Source organism: Gordonia sp. DT101, from assembly GCF_049844895.1.
Taxonomy (GTDB): domain Bacteria; phylum Actinomycetota; class Actinomycetes; order Mycobacteriales; family Mycobacteriaceae; genus Gordonia.
In genome coordinates, this window is sequence record NZ_JBNCLX010000001.1 from 1,027,035 (window position 1) to 1,043,229 (window position 16,195).

A 16,195-nucleotide genomic window follows, 5' to 3' on the forward strand; every position below is an offset into this window, starting at 1 on the left:
GAGCTCGAAACCCTGTGTGAGAAGGAATCTTCATGACTGACACCACGCTGCCACCCGCCGACGGGCCCGGGGACCGGATCGAACCGGTCGACCTCGGCCAGGAGATGCAGAACAGCTACATCGATTACGCGATGAGCGTGATCGTTGGCCGCGCGCTCCCGGAGGTTCGCGACGGCCTCAAGCCGGTGCACCGCCGACTGCTCTACGCATCCTTCGACGCCGGTTTCCGGCCCGATCGCAGTTACGTGAAATCGGCGAAACCCGTTGCGGAGACGATGGGTAACTATCACCCCCACGGTGACACCGCGATCTATGACGCGCTGGTGCGTCTCGCCCAGCCGTGGTCGATGCGCTATCCCCTCATCGACGGGCAGGGCAATTTCGGCTCGCGTGGTAACGACGGCGCGGCCGCGATGCGTTACACCGAGGCCCGCCTCACCCCGTTGGCGATGGAGATGCTGCGCGACATCGACAAGGAGACAGTCGATTTCACGCCCAACTATGACGGCAAGACCAACGAGCCGACCGTCCTCCCGTCGCGTATCCCGAACCTGCTGATCAACGGTTCCGGCGGTATCGCGGTGGGTATGGCCACCAACATCCCGCCGCACAACCTGAACGAGGTTGCGGCCGCGGTGTTCTGGGCGCTCGACAATCCGGATTCGGATGACGAGGCCCTGCTGGCCGCGTGTATGGCTTGCGTCAAGGGACCGGATTTCCCCACGGCGGCACTCATCGTCGGCGGACAGGGCATCAAGGATGCCTACACCACCGGCCGTGGCAGTGTCCGGATGCGCAGCGTCGTCGACATCGAGGAGAACAAGGGCACCACGACCCTCGTAGTCACGGAACTGCCGTATCAGGTCAACCCCGACAACTTGATCCAGTCGATCGCCGAACAGGTCAACGAAGGAAAACTCAAGGGCATCAGCCGGATCGAGGACCAGTCCTCGGACCGCGTGGGGATGCGCATCGTGGTCACCCTGCGCCGCGATGCCGTCGCCAAGGTCGTCCTGAACAACCTGTACAAGCACAGTCAGCTGCAGACCAGCTTCGGCGTCAACATGCTGTCGATCGTCGACGGTGTGCCGCGCACCCTGCGTCTCGATCAGATGATCCGTTACTACGTGGCGCACCAGATCGACGTGATCGTGCGGCGGACGCGGTACCTGTTGCGCAAGGCCGAGGAACGAGCCCACATCTTGCGCGGTCTGGTCAAGGCGCTCGACGCCCTCGACGAGGTGATCGCGCTGATCCGTGCGTCGGCCAACACCGAGTCCGCGCGCACCGGGCTGATGGATCTGCTGGAGATCGACGAGGTCCAGGCCGATGCCATCCTCGCGATGCAGCTGCGCCGGCTGTCGGCGTTGGAGCGACAGAAGATCGTCGACGAGCTCGCCGACATCGAGCGGGAGATCGCCGACTACAAGGACATCCTGGACAAGCCGGAGCGGCAGCGGGCCATCGTCCGCGACGAGCTGACCGAGGTCGTCGAGAAGTACGGGGACGAGCGCCGGACCAAGATCATCGCGGCCGACGGTGACGTCTCCGACGAGGATCTGATCGCTCGCGAGGACGTGGTCGTCACGATCACCGAGACCGGCTACGCGAAACGTACGCGAACCGACCTCTACCGCAGCCAGCGCCGCGGCGGTAAGGGTGTGCAGGGTGCCGGGCTCAAGCAGGACGACATCGTCAAGCACTTCTTCGTCAGCTCGACGCACGACTGGATCCTGTTCTTCACCACCAAGGGCCGCGTGTACCGCGCCAAGGCGTACGAGTTGCCCGAGGCCAACCGCACCGCTCGCGGTCAGCACGTCGCCAATCTCCTCGCGTTCCAGCCGGAGGAGCGGATCGCGCAGGTCATCCAGCTGAAGACCTATCAGGACGCGCCGTATCTGGTGCTCGCGACCCGCAACGGGCTGGTGAAGAAGTCGAAGCTCGAGGACTTCGACTCGAACCGTTCCGGTGGCATCGCGGCGATCAACCTACGCGGTGAGGACGAACTGGTCGGCGCACAGTTGTGCAGCGCCGATGACGATCTGCTGCTCGTGTCGCAGAAGGGGCAGTCGATCCGGTTCCACGCCGATGACGAGGCACTGCGGCCGATGGGCCGACAGACCTCGGGTGTGCAGGGCATGCGATTCAACGGCGACGACGAACTCTTGTCGCTCAATGTGGTCCGAGAGGGTACGTACCTCCTCGTCGCGACCTCGGGCGGCTACGCCAAGCGGACCGCGATGGACGACTATCCCCTCCAGGGACGTGGCGGCAAGGGCGTGCTGACCATCCAGCACGACCGCAGGCGCGGAGAGATCGTCGGTGCGCTGATCGTCGACGACGACTCGGAGCTGTACGCCATCACCTCGGGTGGCGGCGTGATCCGGACGGGTGCCAAGCAGGTCCGACGTGCGGGTCGGCAGACCAAGGGGGTGCGTCTGATGAACCTCGACGAAGGCACCACCTTGCTCGCCATCGCCCGTAATGCCGACGAACCGGACGAGGAACCAGAAGCATCGGCGGGTCCCGACAAGTAGCGTCCGGGCTCGGAGACCGGTAGCAGTTAGTGTGGGGCATACGACCACCGAATGAGGGAATTGCCAGTGAGCTCACCGAACACACCGGACGACAAGAAGCCGACAAACGGGGATGTCGGTCCTCATACGGTCTCTGGTCCGGGTGCACAGGCGCCCGGATCCGGGAGCGGGCCGGGGTCTCATGGCGCCGGGAGCGGCGCGAGCGGGCCGAATGCACACGGCGCCGGTAACGGGCCGCACGCGAGTGGTCCGGGAAGCCTCGTGCCGCCGTGGCAGCGCGGTCCGAACGGGACGACACCAGGCCAGGCGCCGACGGGTCCGAACGGGTCACCGCAACACGGCGAGGGTCCCAACGGAACCGCGCATCAGCCCGGACCGCCGCCGCGCGGGATCGTCAGTGCCACCGCTGCCGCCAGCATGGCCGGTCAGCAGGCGCCGATCACCAAACTCGACGATCCTCGAGGCGATTCGGCCACGTCGAACTTCCGAGGTGAATCGAGCGGACCGCGGGGAAGCACCGCGACGGCCACCGAGGAGTCGACGGAGAAGTTCGTCGAGTCGCCGACCAGGCACATCGAGCGGGACGAGCTGCCCGGTGAGAAGATGCCGAATCTGGACGCCATTCACCATGTGAACGCGCAACCAGCAGCGCAACAGACTGCGGCGCGGTCGGCACCCACGTCGATCGGTGGCAGGCCGCTGCGGGCGCCCGTTCAGATCCGACGTATCGATCCCTGGGCGACCTTCAAGATCGCGGCAGTGCTGTCGGTGGCCGGCTTTCTGATCTGGATGATCTCGGTGGCGGTGCTGTATCTGATCCTCGACGGCATGGGCGTGTGGGACCAGGTCAACAGTTCGTTCGGCACCCTGGTGACCGCGGACGGATCCAGCAGCGAAGGCGACATCATCGGGGCGGGCTCGGTGTTCGGCTGGGCCGTGCTGCTCGGGGCCATCAATGCGATCCTGTTGACCGCTCTGGCGACCATCGGTGCCTACATCTACAACCTCTGCGCCGACATGATCGGCGGCGCCGAGGTGACGCTCGCCGACCTGGACTGACAGACCCCCGACCACCCGTTTTGTATGTTCGGGCTCGGTTCGGGTAATCTCACACCTCGGTTCAAGGGCCTATAGCTCAGGCGGTTAGAGCGCTTCGCTGATAACGAAGAGGTCGGAGGTTCAAGTCCTCCTAGGCCCACTGCGAGAGGTGTTCCGCACACCCGATTCGCACCCAGTTCGGTCGTGACGCGACCGGTCCGGGGCCTTAGCTCAGTTGGTAGAGCGCTGCCTTTGCAAGGCAGATGTCAGGAGTTCGAATCTCCTAGGCTCCACCATTTTGACCGTCCTCTCCCTGGGGCCTCAGCGTCTCCCCGCGTGCGGGCGCATTTCGATCCTCCAGAAACCTCACCTGTCGCCAACGACCTTTGTCGCGCCAAAGGTGTCTGACGAGGGTTGGGGTGGCTGCCGTCCCTCGTGGATCGCCCGCGACGCTCACGGGCCTATGATCCGATGACACACTGGATGCCTCGTAGCGGAGAGGTGGGCTGTCCATGGTGCCGGAGCCGGTGCAGGTCGACGAGGCGGAACTCCGTCGACAATTGGCGGCCGTCTACCGGCTGGTGGCGCACTTCACGATGACCGACCTCATCTTCACGCACATCTCCGTGCGGCTACCCGGACCCGACGACCAGTTCCTGATCAATCCGTACGGACTGTTGTTCGAGGAGATCATGGCGTCCAACCTGGTTCGGATCGATCTCGACGGCCAGGTGGTCGGGGAGACCTCGGCGCCGGTCAATCCGGCCGGGTTCGTCATTCACAGCGCCATTCATCGCGAACGTCCCGATGCGCGTTGTGTATTGCACACCCACACACTGGCCGGGTGCGCGGTCGCCGCGTCAGAATCGGGGTTGCTCCCGCTCAACCAGATCTCGATGGAGTTCGCGGGACGGGTCGGCTACCACGACTACGAGGGTGTGGCGCTCAACCTCGACGAACAGAAGCGACTTGTGACCGACATCGGCTCCCACCCGGCGTTGATCCTCCGCAACCACGGTCTGCTGACGGTCGGAACCACTCCGGCGCAGGCATTTCTGCGGATGTACTACCTGAACAAGGCGTGTGAGATCCAAGTGGCGGCAACACGAGCCGGCGGGGTGGTCATCCCGGACAGCGCCATCGTCGAGCACACCGCACAGCAACTCAATGGCGAGACGTCGGGAGATGACTTCATCGACGACGTGGGCTACGCCCTGGCGTGGGAGGCGATGCTGCGGCTCGTCGAGCGGATTGCGCCGGACTACAAGGAGTGAGGGAACGATGACGACGCCATCGATTCGGGGTCCGCTCGACGCCAGCCAGGTGCCACGCTTAACGGATCGATCCATCGTCGGGTGGCCGGCGGACCGGTGTACATCTCGGTCGGCATCGATGTCCTCGATCCCGCGCATGCGCAAGGGACCGGAACCCCCTCGAGGCCGGAGGGATGTGACGTCGCGAGAGTTGCTGATCACGCTGCGTGGCCTGGTCGATCTGGACATCGTGGGTGCCGACATCGTCGAGGTCGCGCCAATGACCATGCCGAGATCACCGGTATTGCAGCAGCCCATGTTGGTTACGAACTGTTGTCGGTGATGGCAAAGCGGGGCAGCTTGGTTGTTGCTCCCTCCGTTCACGGACAGAACCGGGCGACCTAGGATCGGTGGCAGGTCTGGCGATTTGGTGAGGGGCCCGCGTCCCCAATTGCTATGGGACTCGGTTGGCCCCGTGTAGTAGGTGGTCTGCGCTATTGAGGGACAGTGTTTGTGTCCCGCCCAGCATTCGCTAGGTTTGAGGGGTTGTCGACGTGATTCTTGGGGGCGAGCCGCATGCGTAAGTTGGTTGTCTTGTTGATTGCTGCCTCAGCGGTGGCAATGACCTTGTTCGGAGTGGGGGTGGGATCGGCACAGCCCCAACTCCCACGCATTGGCTACGGCGACAATTTCGGAATGTTCGGTGATCATGACTTCTGTCGCGGAACCGTAAATATCGGCCTGACTGCCCCGAATGGGAAGCGAGGCGTCACTCGGCTTACAGCGACGTCGTTCGGCTTCACCGGAAACGGCAAAGGTTGGGCCAGGAACCCGAAGTGTCGAGTCTTGCTGATGACGACGCATCTGAGTGGCAATGCTTTCTACAAGCAGACGTTAGTTCCCGCTACGTTTGGTCCCCACCGCGGCGAGCGGGTGACAAAGGATATTTTCACCGGCTCTGGACCCGTCCAGTTCACGATTGCCTCATACGCCCGTGGCACGACTGTCCGATCGCCGCAGTCTTACGGCACAGGGTGGCTAGTCCTCGTCCCCTAGGGCCAGATCTCCCCCTCGTCTCGGAAGTCCGGCGCGAGATGGTTCAGTCTCGGGTGTCGTCCGAGCGAATGATTTTGAACGTGTCTGGCTCACTCGGGCGGGTTCGGGTCGGAAACACGGCCACGGCAGTGTCACAATCCGGACGGCGATCCACGGCGAGAACGGACATGGCTGGTCGGGTATTCTGCCAGCGAGCATTGTCGGGGCGCGGTTGTGATGCTGTTTCGGGGGATTCACTTGACGCAGGGGGAGTTGTCCACCACTGGTGGTGACGCTGCGGCGGCGTGCCATAACCACGCTGGACGCAGCGCTGTGATGTACCACGCCGGCGTCGTCCCGACAGGCCACGTACGGCATGGCTTCACGACAGCCTGGGGGAGGAGGCAACAGTGGTGACCGAAGGTAGCCACGAGTGGTTTGCCGACGTGCCCGCGTGGCCCGCAACCAGCGACACCCCGGCTCGCGAACTGGCACGGGCGCTTGCCGACGCGAGGCTTGTCACCGTCGGCGCCCGACCGGTTTCTCCGATTGTCGCGCGCCCGGAGCAGTCACCACCGCCGCCTGATTCACCCCATCCGGAGCCAGCGATACCGGAGACCCCAGCGGATGACGGTTCACCAGCGCGGGCCCCTGTCTCTGATGACGATCTGTTCGAGCAGATGCGCGTCCGGACAGTCACCCCGAAGGGTGATAAGGGTCCACAACGCTTCTGGAAGGATCACCGCGGCCCGATTGTCGGGGCGGCCGCAGCCGTTCTGGTGGTCGGCGCTGCGGCTGCGCTGGCGATCGGCAAGGCCGTGAGCGGTGACGACCCCAGCGCGGAACAAGTGGCTGTGCCACAGAGCTCGGCAACCTCGTCTGCCGTAGTGGCCGCGCCTTGCCCGTCATCTACCGAAGGTGCGGTCACGACCGGCAATGATGCCGGCGACCAGAAGTCCGGGCCGGGCGTGATCAAGGCCTTCAACCATGCCTACTACGTAGAACGATCAGCGACGCAGGCTCGCGCGGTGGCCGCACCGAATGCGGTGGCATCACGGAACGTGATGCAGAAGTACATCGATCAGCGGCCACCGGGCACCGAGTACTGCCTGTCGATCACGGCACGCGGGAAGACGACGTATGACGTCGTGCTCACCGAGACTACGCCGGACTCCGATGCGGCACCGATCGTCTATCGGCAGAGGATCCAGACTGTCGAGGCGGGCGGCAAGACCTGGATCTCATCGATCAAGTCCATCGGATGACGCTCCTCCGGTGAATCGCAAACAGACCACAGGCTTCCCATCGGAGCCGCCTTTGAAAGGAACCCCATCACCATGGCTTACGCATCTGAGCGCCGGTCGCGGCATCGTCATGATCCGGAGGGTCGTCGTTCGCCGTTGTTGTTGTCGGTGACCTCGGCGGCGTTGGCGGCGTCGATTGCGGCGGGTGTGGGTGCGGGTTTGGCTCAGGCGGCTCCCGAGCAGGGCGGCACGAGCCCGAGCGACACGGCACCGCAGCAGGGTGGCACGACACCTGATGCGCCGGCACCGGAGCAGGGTGGGACGACGCCGACTCCTCAGGTGGCGCCTGCCTATAACCCGGGTCCGGGGTCGATTCCGGGTCCGCCGCAGGAGGCGCCGTATCAGTCGTATGCGGCGCCGGATTCGGGCACAAGCTATGAGAACGCCTACACGCCGTTGCCGTCGCGACCGCTGACGGCGCCGCACCTTGCCAAGCCGGTGCGGCCGATTGCGCCGCCGCCGAAGAAGATTCGTGTCGGCAACTTTGTGACTGATATTCCGAAGGGGATGTCGCAGCGGAATGTGAATTCGGTGAATGAGTGGTCGGCTTATGGTGAGGCCAAGATCGCCCAGGGTTTGATTTCGGTGGGGGTGCCCGAGGATGAGGCGTCGCGTCAGGCGGCGTCGACGATCATCGGTGTGATGACTGGCGGTACCGCGGGTGCGGTCACGTTGGGAATCCCTGCTGCTGCCTTGGGTGCTGTAGGCGGAGCGGTGATCGGGACCGGAGTCGGCGCAGTAGTTGGTACCGCGATGAGCTCATGGAGTGGGGGTACGACTATTCCAGCCCTTCTGCCTGCAGGTGCGGCCATCGGTGCGGGTGTAGGCGCAGCAATCGGGGCGGCCGGTGTCGGTGCTGCGGGCGCAGCTCTGGGTGCAGTGGTTGGCGGCAGCGCCGGCGGTGCCCTCGCCTACGCCCTCGGAGCGGGTGATCCCGGTGCACACCCCAAGGAGCCTTGGAAGCAGGGTAAGCCCGAGTCACCCAAGGCCAAGCCTCTTCCGAACCCCGGTGCGAATCAGTTCGAGTACAAGCTCGCGGCCGCGGATGCGAAGAAGTCAGGGCTGCCGGCCGTCAACTACGTCGTGAATCATCGAGGTGACGTCGACGTCGAGGTCGGGAACTGGAAGGCGAACTGGAGTGTCGAACAAGCGCTCGCACCGTACGGGCTGATGGGTGGCGGCGCCAAGCAGGGCGAGAAGTCTGCTCGCGACATGACCAAACAGCGCAGCGGCCAGCTCGAATCCACAGTTCCGGGCGGGCATGTGGACTGGCCGCAGGAAATCGCCCCAGCACACTGATCCGGGTCGATAGGCTCTGAATAGACTGGCCGCGGCCCACGAACGGGTGGGCCGCACCGAACGGGGGACCACCCGATGAGGTGCGCCCGACACAACCTAGTTCGAGAGTGACTATGAGCGAGGATGCACAGGGACAGTCCGGCACCATCCGCCCGCCGGACACCGCAGAAAACAGTGTGGTCGTCTGCGGCACTGCAGGTGGCGTTGGTACCTCGGTGGTCTCGGCTCTGCTAGCTGAGCATCGTGCGGCGACCTCACTGGGCGGCGCGTCCTGGTGGGTCGATGCTGCAGGCAACGATGGGGATCTGCACCAGCGGCTCCGTGCAACAGGTGACCAGGCGTTGCTCCGGACGGCGGCGGGTACGGGATTGCTCCCTGCTCCTGACGCGGCGGTCACCGATGTCGTTGTGCACACGTGGCGTTTCGGCGCCGTGCCGGTCGTCGATGCCGGATCGCGTCCTCTGACGGTCCTGAGTGAGCTCGAGACTCCCGAATTGCGCGACGTCACACCGGTTCTGGTCGTCGGTCCGAGGCCTGATCTCCTGAACCGCGCTCGCGAGATCTTCACCGAATGGGATGACGCCGGCGTCCTGGCACGCACCATCGTGGTGATCTGTTGTCAGGTGCCGACTTTGAATCACCAGGCGTTGACGGACATGCTTATCGAAGTTGTGGCGGGGAGAGTAGCCGAAGTTGTCGGGCTCGACTATGAGCCAATTCTTGGCGATGGAACTGCCCTCGACAAAGCTGCGCAGCAACGCTTTTCCCAGAATACCTGGACCGCGATCAATCAGTTGACCGTGGCGACCGGTGCTGTGCGCCGATGAGCCATAAGTGCCCGGAATAGCTCACGAGGTAGTCGAATAATGATGCGAAAATTGAGTACTGCATTGATGGTGCTGATCGTCTGTGTGCTTACCTGTCTGGGTGCTGGTGAGAGCCGGGCCGACACACCACTGCAGATCTTTACGGTCCAAGGGCAGAATTTTGGGACACTCGGCGACCATGACTTCTGTCGCGGTGCGATGCACGTCGGGATTAGCGCTCCAAAGGGAAGCGTGGCGTCACCCGGATGACACTAACGTCGTTTGGATTCACCGGGCGTGGCGTCGGCTGGGTGCGCAATCCGGTCTGTCGCGCGGTATTGGAAGCAAACTACTGAGGGTCTAAGTCTTCGCGGATAGTCGATGTGCCAGTAGCTTTCGGCTCGAAACCAGGCCAAAGGGTCGTCCGAGACTTCCCTACGGGGTCAGGCCTGGTGCAATTGGCCCTCATTCCATACTCGGCGAAGGGCCCAGTTCGTGTTTGGCAGGGTACGGAGGAAATTACTATTTCGTAGTGCCATAGGTTTGGCGCTTCTGCGTAGCGCGACGGGCAGTCAGCTGCAGGTGCGAATCATTCGAGGATGAGATGGCACGGAAACTGTCGGTGTTGGTTCTGGCGGGGATCGTAAGTGCGCCGAGGGAAATTGGATCCGGTAGCGCCTCGGCCGACTGCCCCGTACCGAGGTTGACTGTGTACAGCGAGAACCTGGACCTGCGCAACATCGGAATCAACTCCGATGCCTCAGACACACCGGTGCGTTCACCGCAGGCTCAGGGTGTCGGTGCGATTTTCCTGGTTCCCTGAGGACGTCGTGCGTCGGCACTGATGCATCGGCTCGAGTGAGCTATCGAGTCAAGACCCGACAAGCGACCTCTCCCGGTTCTTGAGTCCCGATCTCTCATCAGCCCCGTCGCATGTTGCCCGATGCGGAGATTGGATCACGGTCAGTGGCGTGGTTCCTCGTTGATCTGGAAGCACGGGCTCATAGCCGGTAGTGATCCCATCAACCAGGCCATGGTCGTCAGGGGTTGGGGCGCAATCCAATCCGCGTCACGGAATCACCACGAAGTTCCGTGTTCCCCACTGCACTCCCTCGGTGAAGAACTCCAACATGTGGACTCCACCACCAGGTTGCAGCACCAACTTGACGGGTTTTCCTCCGCGAGGGCCAGCAGTGACAGTGCGGTACCAACCCTCACCACGAACAATGTCCATCCTCGCCCCGACTCTCAGTTTGCAGACCGGGTTTCGCTGCCAGGTCGGTCCATCTCCAACGAACGGACCAGGTGCGTAGGTGACAAATGCTCTGCCAGGCTGCCTCGGGTCCACACTGATACCGACGTGGATGGCTCCGCGACAGCCGCTGTTTCCGCCGACCGCCCAGATGTCCTCACTGTATTGACTGATACGGGGCGCCGGATGGGGTGCTGCACCAGCGGTTCCGGCTCCTATCAATGCCGCGACAATGAGTGCGACTCCGCTGCACAAGAGGACAAAGGAACGACGGAACACGTCAGGCCTTTCAGTTCGGGTCTGGCGACAAGCCACCATGTCTCGGCGTCATGCTAGCGGACTGCGATTGGCGACCGACTATCAGACCGTGCTGAATCCGCTCGGTGTCCTCCACACGAACGACAGTGGCTACAAGCTTATGCGGCGCCCGCCTACGACCCCTGCCCCGCAATCCAGAAGTACACGAGCAAGGCCAGCACGAACACCGCGACGTAGAGCCAACCGATCCAGATGGCCACGCGCGCAAAGGGTTCGCCGAGCTCGCGACTACGCGCGATGCTCGCCCGCGAGCGGTATCCGAGATACAGGCCGACGGGCGCGGTGATCCCGAGGATCGAGAGCACCAAGGCCCAGATGGCCGTCCGGTTGGTCGGACGGTTCGATGCCGGCGAACGGGACGGCTGAGGTGGCGCGTTATGGGTCCGTGGCGGCACGGGCTCCTCCGGAACGTCGTCGACGGGTTTGTTGATGGAAGCGGAGACCTGCATGAGCGACTTCGTGCCACGGGTGATCACGCGCTGTTACGAACCTCGTCGGGCACAGGGCTTCTTCCAGCCCTGACGCAGCAGTCCCTGACGTCGTCTACCACAGTTGGCGATTCGGTGCGGTACCGGTCGTGGACGCGGGCGCTCGACCACTTTCAGTTCTGACCGAACTCGAGAACCCCGAAATGCACGATGTGACAGCGGTTCTAGTGGTCAGTCCGCGACCCGACCTCCTGAACCGAGCTCGCGAGATATTCACAGAATGGGATAACTCGGGTGTGTTGGCGCGCACCATCGTCGTGATCTGCTACCAGGTGCCGACCCTGAATCATCAAGCGCTCACCCAAATGCTCATCGACGTGGTGTCGAGCAGTGTCGCCGGAGTCATCGGGTTTGATTATGAGCCGGTGCTGGGTGGTGGCACTGCGCTCGATAGAGAAGCTCAGCAGAGGTTCGCACCCGGTTCAGGGAATGCGTTGCGCGATCTAGCCACCTTGACCAGCGGGGGCCTCGCTGAGACGTCAGATCGCCCCTAGTGGCACGTCCGGGACGATCAGTGATGTGAACGCTCTGTAAGGGCTGCGGTCCTGTCAATATCGGAGTCAACTCGTAAGCCCGGGACTTACCCGTACTTTCATCGCAGGCGTCGGAGCGTTGATGTTCGTTCCCTGAGTGTCGTCACTGTCGCTGAAGTCGTATCGGTCCGGCCAGTTCAGATGGCGCATCAATACTCCGCTCGCGTCGAGAACACCGGCAACCGCAGACAGCCAACGAAGGACTTGACGAGCCCAATTGCATCAGGGAATGAGAACGAAATTTCTTGTGCCCCAGGACAGGCCATGAGTTTGGAAACCTAGTACGTGCAGCCCCGAACCGGTGGGGAGCGTCAGGTGAACCGACTTTCCGCCGCGTGGTCCTGCGGTGACGGTCCGATTCCATCCCCCGCGAACGAAGTCCATGCCAACCTCGATGTTGACCCTGCAGACTGGATTGGCTCGCCAACGCGCACCGTCTCCCGCGAAGCTCCGCGGCGTGTACGTGACGAATGCTTGACCGGGGCGCGCCTGGTCGACATCGATGGCGACGTGGATGGCTCCGCGACAGCCGCTGTTTCCGCCGACCGCCCAGATGTCCTCACTGTATTGACTGATACGGGGCGCCGGATGGGGTGCTGCACCAGCGGTTCCGGCTCCTATCAATGCCGCGACAATGAGTGCGACTCCGCTGCACAAGAGGACAAAGGAACGACGGAACACGTCAGGCCTTTCAGTTCGGGTCTGGCGACAAGCCACCATGTCTCGGCGTCATGCTAGCGGACTGCGATTGGCGACCGACTATCAGACCGTGCTGAATCCGCTCGGTGTCCTCCACACGAACGACAGTGGCTACAAGCTTATGCGGCGCCCGCCTACGACCCCTGCCCCGCAATCCAGAAGTACACGAGCAAGGCCAGCACGAACACCGCGACGTAGAGCCAACCGATCCAGATGGCCACGCGCGCAAAGGGTTCGCCGAGCTCGCGACTACGCGCGATGCTCGCCCGCGAGCGGTATCCGAGATACAGGCCGACGGGCGCGGTGATCCCGAGGATCGAGAGCACCAAGGCCCAGATGGCCGTCCGGTTGGTCGGACGGTTCGATGCCGGCGAACGGGACGGCTGAGGTGGCGCGTTATGGGTCCGTGGCGGCACGGGCTCCTCCGGAACGTCGTCGACGGGTTTGTTGATGGAAGCGGAGTAGGCGAGCGGGCGGGGTTGCTCACTCTGCTCGGTCTTCGCGTCCGGCGTCGAATCGACAGGACTGAAGTCGTCGGAAGGTCCGAGGAATGGCCCGGGGCGGTTGACGGTCGTCTTGTCGTCGCCGGGGGTCGGTGCTTGCGTCGTCGCGTCGGAAGACGCCGCAGAGTCAGGTGGTGAGGCAGCGCGGGTCGGCGCGGCGCCGGGCGGCGGACCACCTGGCGGAGGACCGGCCGGACCGGACCCGCGAGGAGGCGGACCACCGGGGGGCGGGCCACCGCGCCCCGGCGGGGGCGGACGTTGTCCGGGAGGCGGTCGGTAACCGGGCGGCGGGGGACCACCGCGACGCGGAGGCGGAGCATTGCGCGGCGGTCCACCGGGGCCGGGGTTCCATGGCGGAGGACCGCTGCCAGGTCCACCGGGCGGGGGCGAACCGGGCGGAACCAGTCCTCGACCACTCGGTCCGCGTCGTCCCTGCGGCGGTGGGCCGGGCCTGTTCGCAGGCGGCGGCCCGGATTGAGGCGGGCGGGGAGCCCCACGGCCCGGTGGGGCTGGGGGTTGTGGTGGCGACTGAGCCGGCCGAGACGGCCCGGAGGCCGGAGGCACCGTGCCGGGCGCGGTGACAGGTGCGGTCGGGCGGCGCTCCCACGGAGCCGGGATCTGCGGGGCCGGCGTCGCGGCGCTGCGATCGTCGTCCTTCCCGCTGTCCGTGGGATCCGGATCGCCGGGCGGACGCGAGCTGTCGTCGGAGGTCACCATTACAAATTACCGGTGTGGGCGCGGCGACCGCGCCGCTACCGCTGGGTCGTTCGTCGCAGTGGCCGAGCCTGAGTGGATTTCATGACGCCGCCGTCGTCGAATCCCCTGGTGTGGCGTTGAGTTCCTCGACGCGTGGGACCGTCGCGGACACAGGTGCCGGTTCGCGACGAGAGCGTCGGACGATGACCACCGCGGCCGCGGTCGCGAGCAGGGAGGTCAGGACCGACACCGCGGCCCACACGTACTTGTTCGGCATGCCCACCAGCGTGCCAGCCCGACTGACCGCCTGTCACCTCGGACGTGTCCGACATGTTCGGGTCAGGCCTGTTGGCGGAGCGCCTGTTCGCGGACGGCCCTGTTCGCGGAGGGCCCTGTTCGCGGAGGGCAGAGTGCAGACTTGGCGTCAAGTGGTTGGATGGAGATGTGACTACTCAGAAGCAGACCGCGACCCTCCACACCAATCGCGGCGACATCGTTGTCGAACTCTTCCCGAACCACGCTCCCAAGACGGTGGCCAACTTCACCGGCCTCGCAGACGGCTCTCAGGAGTACAGCCAGCCGAACGCCTCCGGCGGCGACAGCGGCCCGTTCTACGACGGCTCGGTCTTCCACCGCGTCATCGAGGGCTTCATGGTCCAGGGCGGCGACCCGACCGGCACCGGCCGCGGTGGCCCCGGCTACCAGTTCGCCGACGAATTCCACCCGGAGCTGCAGTTCGACCGTCCATACCTGCTGGCCATGGCCAACGCCGGGCCGGGCACCAACGGTTCGCAGTTCTTCATCACGGTCGGACCGACCCCGCACCTGAATCGTCGCCACACCATTTTCGGTGAGGTCGTCGATCCCGCCTCGCAGCAGGTTGTCGACGCCATCGCGACCACGTCGACCGACCGCTCCGATCGTCCTCTCGACGAAGTGGTCATCCAGAAGATCGAAATCAACTGACCGGCCCGCAACAACCCGGACCTCAGTACGCCGCCGGCCCGCCGGCGGTGTGCTTCCGGCATCCCGACCGCCCGACCGGCCTAGCGTGCAGCCGGTGTGGTCGACCTGCCTGCCCGGAATGTTTGCGTCCGGCGGCGGTCGGACAGCACTGCGTCGACTGCCTGCGCAATGACGGCGTCCAGAAGTCCGTGACACAACCGACGTTCGCCGACCGCGGCATCCGCCCGATGGTCACGAAGCCCATGGTGGCGGCCCGCCCGTACGCGACGTACGGCCTGATCGCGGTCAACCTCGTCGTCTTCGCGATCTGCGTGATGCAGGCGAAGGGCGTCGACATGGTCCGGTCGCCGTTGTTCGTCGACTGGGCGCTGGTGAAGCCCTGGGTCGCCGGCGGCGACTACTGGCGACTGCTCACGGCCGGATTCCTGCACTTCTCGGTCACCCACATCGCGCTCAACATGATCTCGCTGTACATCCTCGGACGTGATCTCGAGGTGGCGATCGGCATCCCGCGCTACCTGGCCGTCTATGTGACGTCTCTACTCGGTGGCAGCGCGGCCGTGATGGCGTTCGGATCGGTTGCCGTCAACGCCGGTGCGTCGGGCGCGATCTACGGTCTGATGGGCGCCGTGCTGGTCATCGTGCTCAAGGCGAGGGTCTCGCCGGTCCCGGTGATCTCGATCATCGTGCTCAACCTGGTCCTGTCGGTGACCATTCCCGGGATCTCACTGCTGGCCCACGTCGGCGGCCTGGTGTTTGGTGCGGCGGCCGCCGCGGGCATCATCTTCCTGCCGCAATGGGTGCTCTCGCCGCAGCGCCGTACGGCCGCATCCGTCAGTCGGGTCGGCTGGGTCAGTGTGGCGGTTTTGCTGGTCATCGCGCTGGCCATCGGTATCGGGGCCGGGATCGCCTACGCGAACTCCCACGTCCTCGTCGGCTGACGACCCGGGGGCGCGCCTACTTGCGTTGATCCTCGACGACGAAGCCGGCTCGCCGGAGGTCGTCGGCGACATCCCCGAGGTCGGCGCCGAGATCCCATCTGCTGAAAACCATCAGGCGGGTGTCCTCACGCAGGTCGTCGGTCGGTGGCGTCGCCGGCGCATCCTCGCGGAGCACATCGAACTCGAGTTGGCCGGTGCGCCGACCGATCCGCCGGAAGTCGATCAGACGGATTCGATCGATTCGATCTCGCGGGTACGTGTGGGTGCCGCCGAGGGTGCGCACCGTGATCGCCGGCTGTGTATCCACAGTCGTGACGGCAAGCCGTGGACGTATCCACAGCGCGTAACCGGCGAAACCCAACAGCAGAAGTGCGGCGAAGCCCATCAGCACCACCCCGACCGGATCAGACGCGGTCAATATCGCCGCGACCAGCAGGATCACCCCGCCGCCGCCCAGCGCAAACGCGGCCGGGCGCGGCGTCGACCATTCGTGCGTGGATAGATCGGCTGAGTTATCCACAGGAGTT

14 protein-coding genes and 2 tRNA genes are annotated in these 16,195 nt (G+C 64.5%); 12 read left to right on the forward strand and 4 right to left on the reverse strand.

The genetic code is table 11. The features are described 5' to 3' along the window. Positions 1-32: 32 nt before the first annotated feature. The 9 genes from gyrA (at position 33) to ACLQ3I_RS05005 (ending at position 9,293) form a co-directional block, all read left to right on the forward strand. A complete protein-coding gene (gene gyrA, locus ACLQ3I_RS04965; protein ID WP_425800262.1) occupies positions 33-2,537 on the forward strand; it encodes a DNA gyrase subunit A in 2,505 nt (834 codons plus the stop codon). A 66-nt stretch (positions 2,538-2,603) separates the two neighbouring features. Further along, on the forward strand, positions 2,604-3,596 hold the full coding sequence (locus tag ACLQ3I_RS04970) for a DUF3566 domain-containing protein (RefSeq protein WP_425800263.1): 993 nt from the start codon (positions 2,604-2,606) through the stop codon (positions 3,594-3,596). Between the two features lie 65 nt (positions 3,597-3,661). After that, positions 3,662-3,735 (forward strand) — tRNA-Ile (locus ACLQ3I_RS04975). Positions 3,736-3,795: 60 nt separating this feature from the next. Beyond that, a tRNA-Ala gene (locus ACLQ3I_RS04980) sits at positions 3,796-3,871 on the forward strand. 216 nt (positions 3,872-4,087) lie between these two features. After that, positions 4,088-4,849, forward strand: a complete 762-nt coding sequence (locus ACLQ3I_RS04985; protein WP_425800264.1) for a class II aldolase/adducin family protein — start codon at positions 4,088-4,090, stop codon at positions 4,847-4,849. A 69-nt stretch (positions 4,850-4,918) separates the two neighbouring features. Then, positions 4,919-5,233 carry an arginase family protein gene (locus tag ACLQ3I_RS04990; RefSeq protein ID WP_425800736.1) on the forward strand — a complete coding sequence of 105 codons (315 nt, stop codon included), beginning with the start codon at positions 4,919-4,921 and terminating at the stop codon, positions 5,231-5,233. Between the two features lie 1,310 nt (positions 5,234-6,543). Beyond that, positions 6,544-7,128: a hypothetical protein gene (locus ACLQ3I_RS04995; protein WP_425800265.1), complete on the forward strand. Its 585-nt coding sequence runs from the start codon at positions 6,544-6,546 to the stop codon at positions 7,126-7,128. 72 nt (positions 7,129-7,200) lie between these two features. Then, positions 7,201-8,466 carry a hypothetical protein gene (locus ACLQ3I_RS05000; protein WP_425800266.1) on the forward strand — a complete coding sequence of 422 codons (1,266 nt, stop codon included), beginning with the start codon at positions 7,201-7,203 and terminating at the stop codon, positions 8,464-8,466. Between the two features lie 113 nt (positions 8,467-8,579). Beyond that, positions 8,580-9,293, forward strand: coding sequence for a hypothetical protein (locus ACLQ3I_RS05005; RefSeq protein ID WP_425800738.1), 714 nt, complete (start codon positions 8,580-8,582; stop codon positions 9,291-9,293). A 1,662-nt stretch (positions 9,294-10,955) separates the two neighbouring features. Here ACLQ3I_RS05005 and ACLQ3I_RS05010 read toward each other — a convergent pair. Further along, a complete protein-coding gene (locus tag ACLQ3I_RS05010; RefSeq protein WP_425793241.1) occupies positions 10,956-11,318 on the reverse strand; it encodes a DUF4190 domain-containing protein in 363 nt (120 codons plus the stop codon). Between the two features lie 101 nt (positions 11,319-11,419). On the opposite strand from ACLQ3I_RS05010, the gene ACLQ3I_RS05015 reads away from it, so the two are divergent. After that, on the forward strand, positions 11,420-11,824 hold the full coding sequence (locus tag ACLQ3I_RS05015; RefSeq protein WP_425800267.1) for a hypothetical protein: 405 nt from the start codon (positions 11,420-11,422) through the stop codon (positions 11,822-11,824). 872 nt (positions 11,825-12,696) lie between these two features. Here ACLQ3I_RS05015 and ACLQ3I_RS05020 read toward each other — a convergent pair. Together ACLQ3I_RS05020 and ACLQ3I_RS05025 are read right to left on the reverse strand one after the other, a co-directional pair. Next, positions 12,697-12,978, reverse strand: coding sequence for a DUF4190 domain-containing protein (locus ACLQ3I_RS05020; protein WP_425793244.1), 282 nt, complete (start codon positions 12,976-12,978; stop codon positions 12,697-12,699). An 883-nt stretch (positions 12,979-13,861) separates the two neighbouring features. Further along, on the reverse strand, positions 13,862-14,038 hold the full coding sequence (locus ACLQ3I_RS05025; RefSeq protein WP_425793245.1) for a hypothetical protein: 177 nt from the start codon (positions 14,036-14,038) through the stop codon (positions 13,862-13,864). A 167-nt stretch (positions 14,039-14,205) separates the two neighbouring features. On the opposite strand from ACLQ3I_RS05025, the gene ACLQ3I_RS05030 reads away from it, so the two are divergent. Then, positions 14,206-14,727: a peptidylprolyl isomerase gene (locus tag ACLQ3I_RS05030; protein WP_425793246.1), complete on the forward strand. Its 522-nt coding sequence runs from the start codon at positions 14,206-14,208 to the stop codon at positions 14,725-14,727. Between the two features lie 47 nt (positions 14,728-14,774). Continuing rightward, complete coding sequence (locus ACLQ3I_RS05035) at positions 14,775-15,668, forward strand: rhomboid family intramembrane serine protease (RefSeq protein ID WP_425793247.1); 894 nt, start codon at positions 14,775-14,777, stop codon at positions 15,666-15,668. 16 nt (positions 15,669-15,684) lie between these two features. Here ACLQ3I_RS05035 and ACLQ3I_RS05040 read toward each other — a convergent pair whose 3' ends face one another. Then, the gene (locus ACLQ3I_RS05040) at positions 15,685-16,188 is read right to left on the reverse strand and encodes a PH domain-containing protein (RefSeq protein WP_425793248.1); all 504 of its coding nucleotides are present in this window, start codon (positions 16,186-16,188) and stop codon (positions 15,685-15,687) included. Positions 16,189-16,195: the final 7 nt, after the last annotated feature.

Excerpts from the sequence above, each read along its gene's own strand:
- gyrA (WP_425800262.1), top strand. The coding sequence starts at position 33 with ATGACTGACACCACGCTGCCACCCGCCGACGGGCCCGGGGACCGGATC.
- ACLQ3I_RS04985 (WP_425800264.1), top strand. The coding sequence starts at position 4,088 with ATGGTGCCGGAGCCGGTGCAGGTCGACGAGGCGGAACTCCGTCGACAA.
- ACLQ3I_RS04995 (WP_425800265.1), top strand. The coding sequence starts at position 6,544 with ATGCGCGTCCGGACAGTCACCCCGAAGGGTGATAAGGGTCCACAACGC.
- ACLQ3I_RS05000 (WP_425800266.1), top strand. The coding sequence starts at position 7,201 with ATGGCTTACGCATCTGAGCGCCGGTCGCGGCATCGTCATGATCCGGAG.
- ACLQ3I_RS05005 (WP_425800738.1), top strand. The coding sequence starts at position 8,580 with ATGAGCGAGGATGCACAGGGACAGTCCGGCACCATCCGCCCGCCGGAC.
- ACLQ3I_RS05025 (WP_425793245.1), bottom strand. The coding sequence starts at position 14,038 with ATGCCGAACAAGTACGTGTGGGCCGCGGTGTCGGTCCTGACCTCCCTG.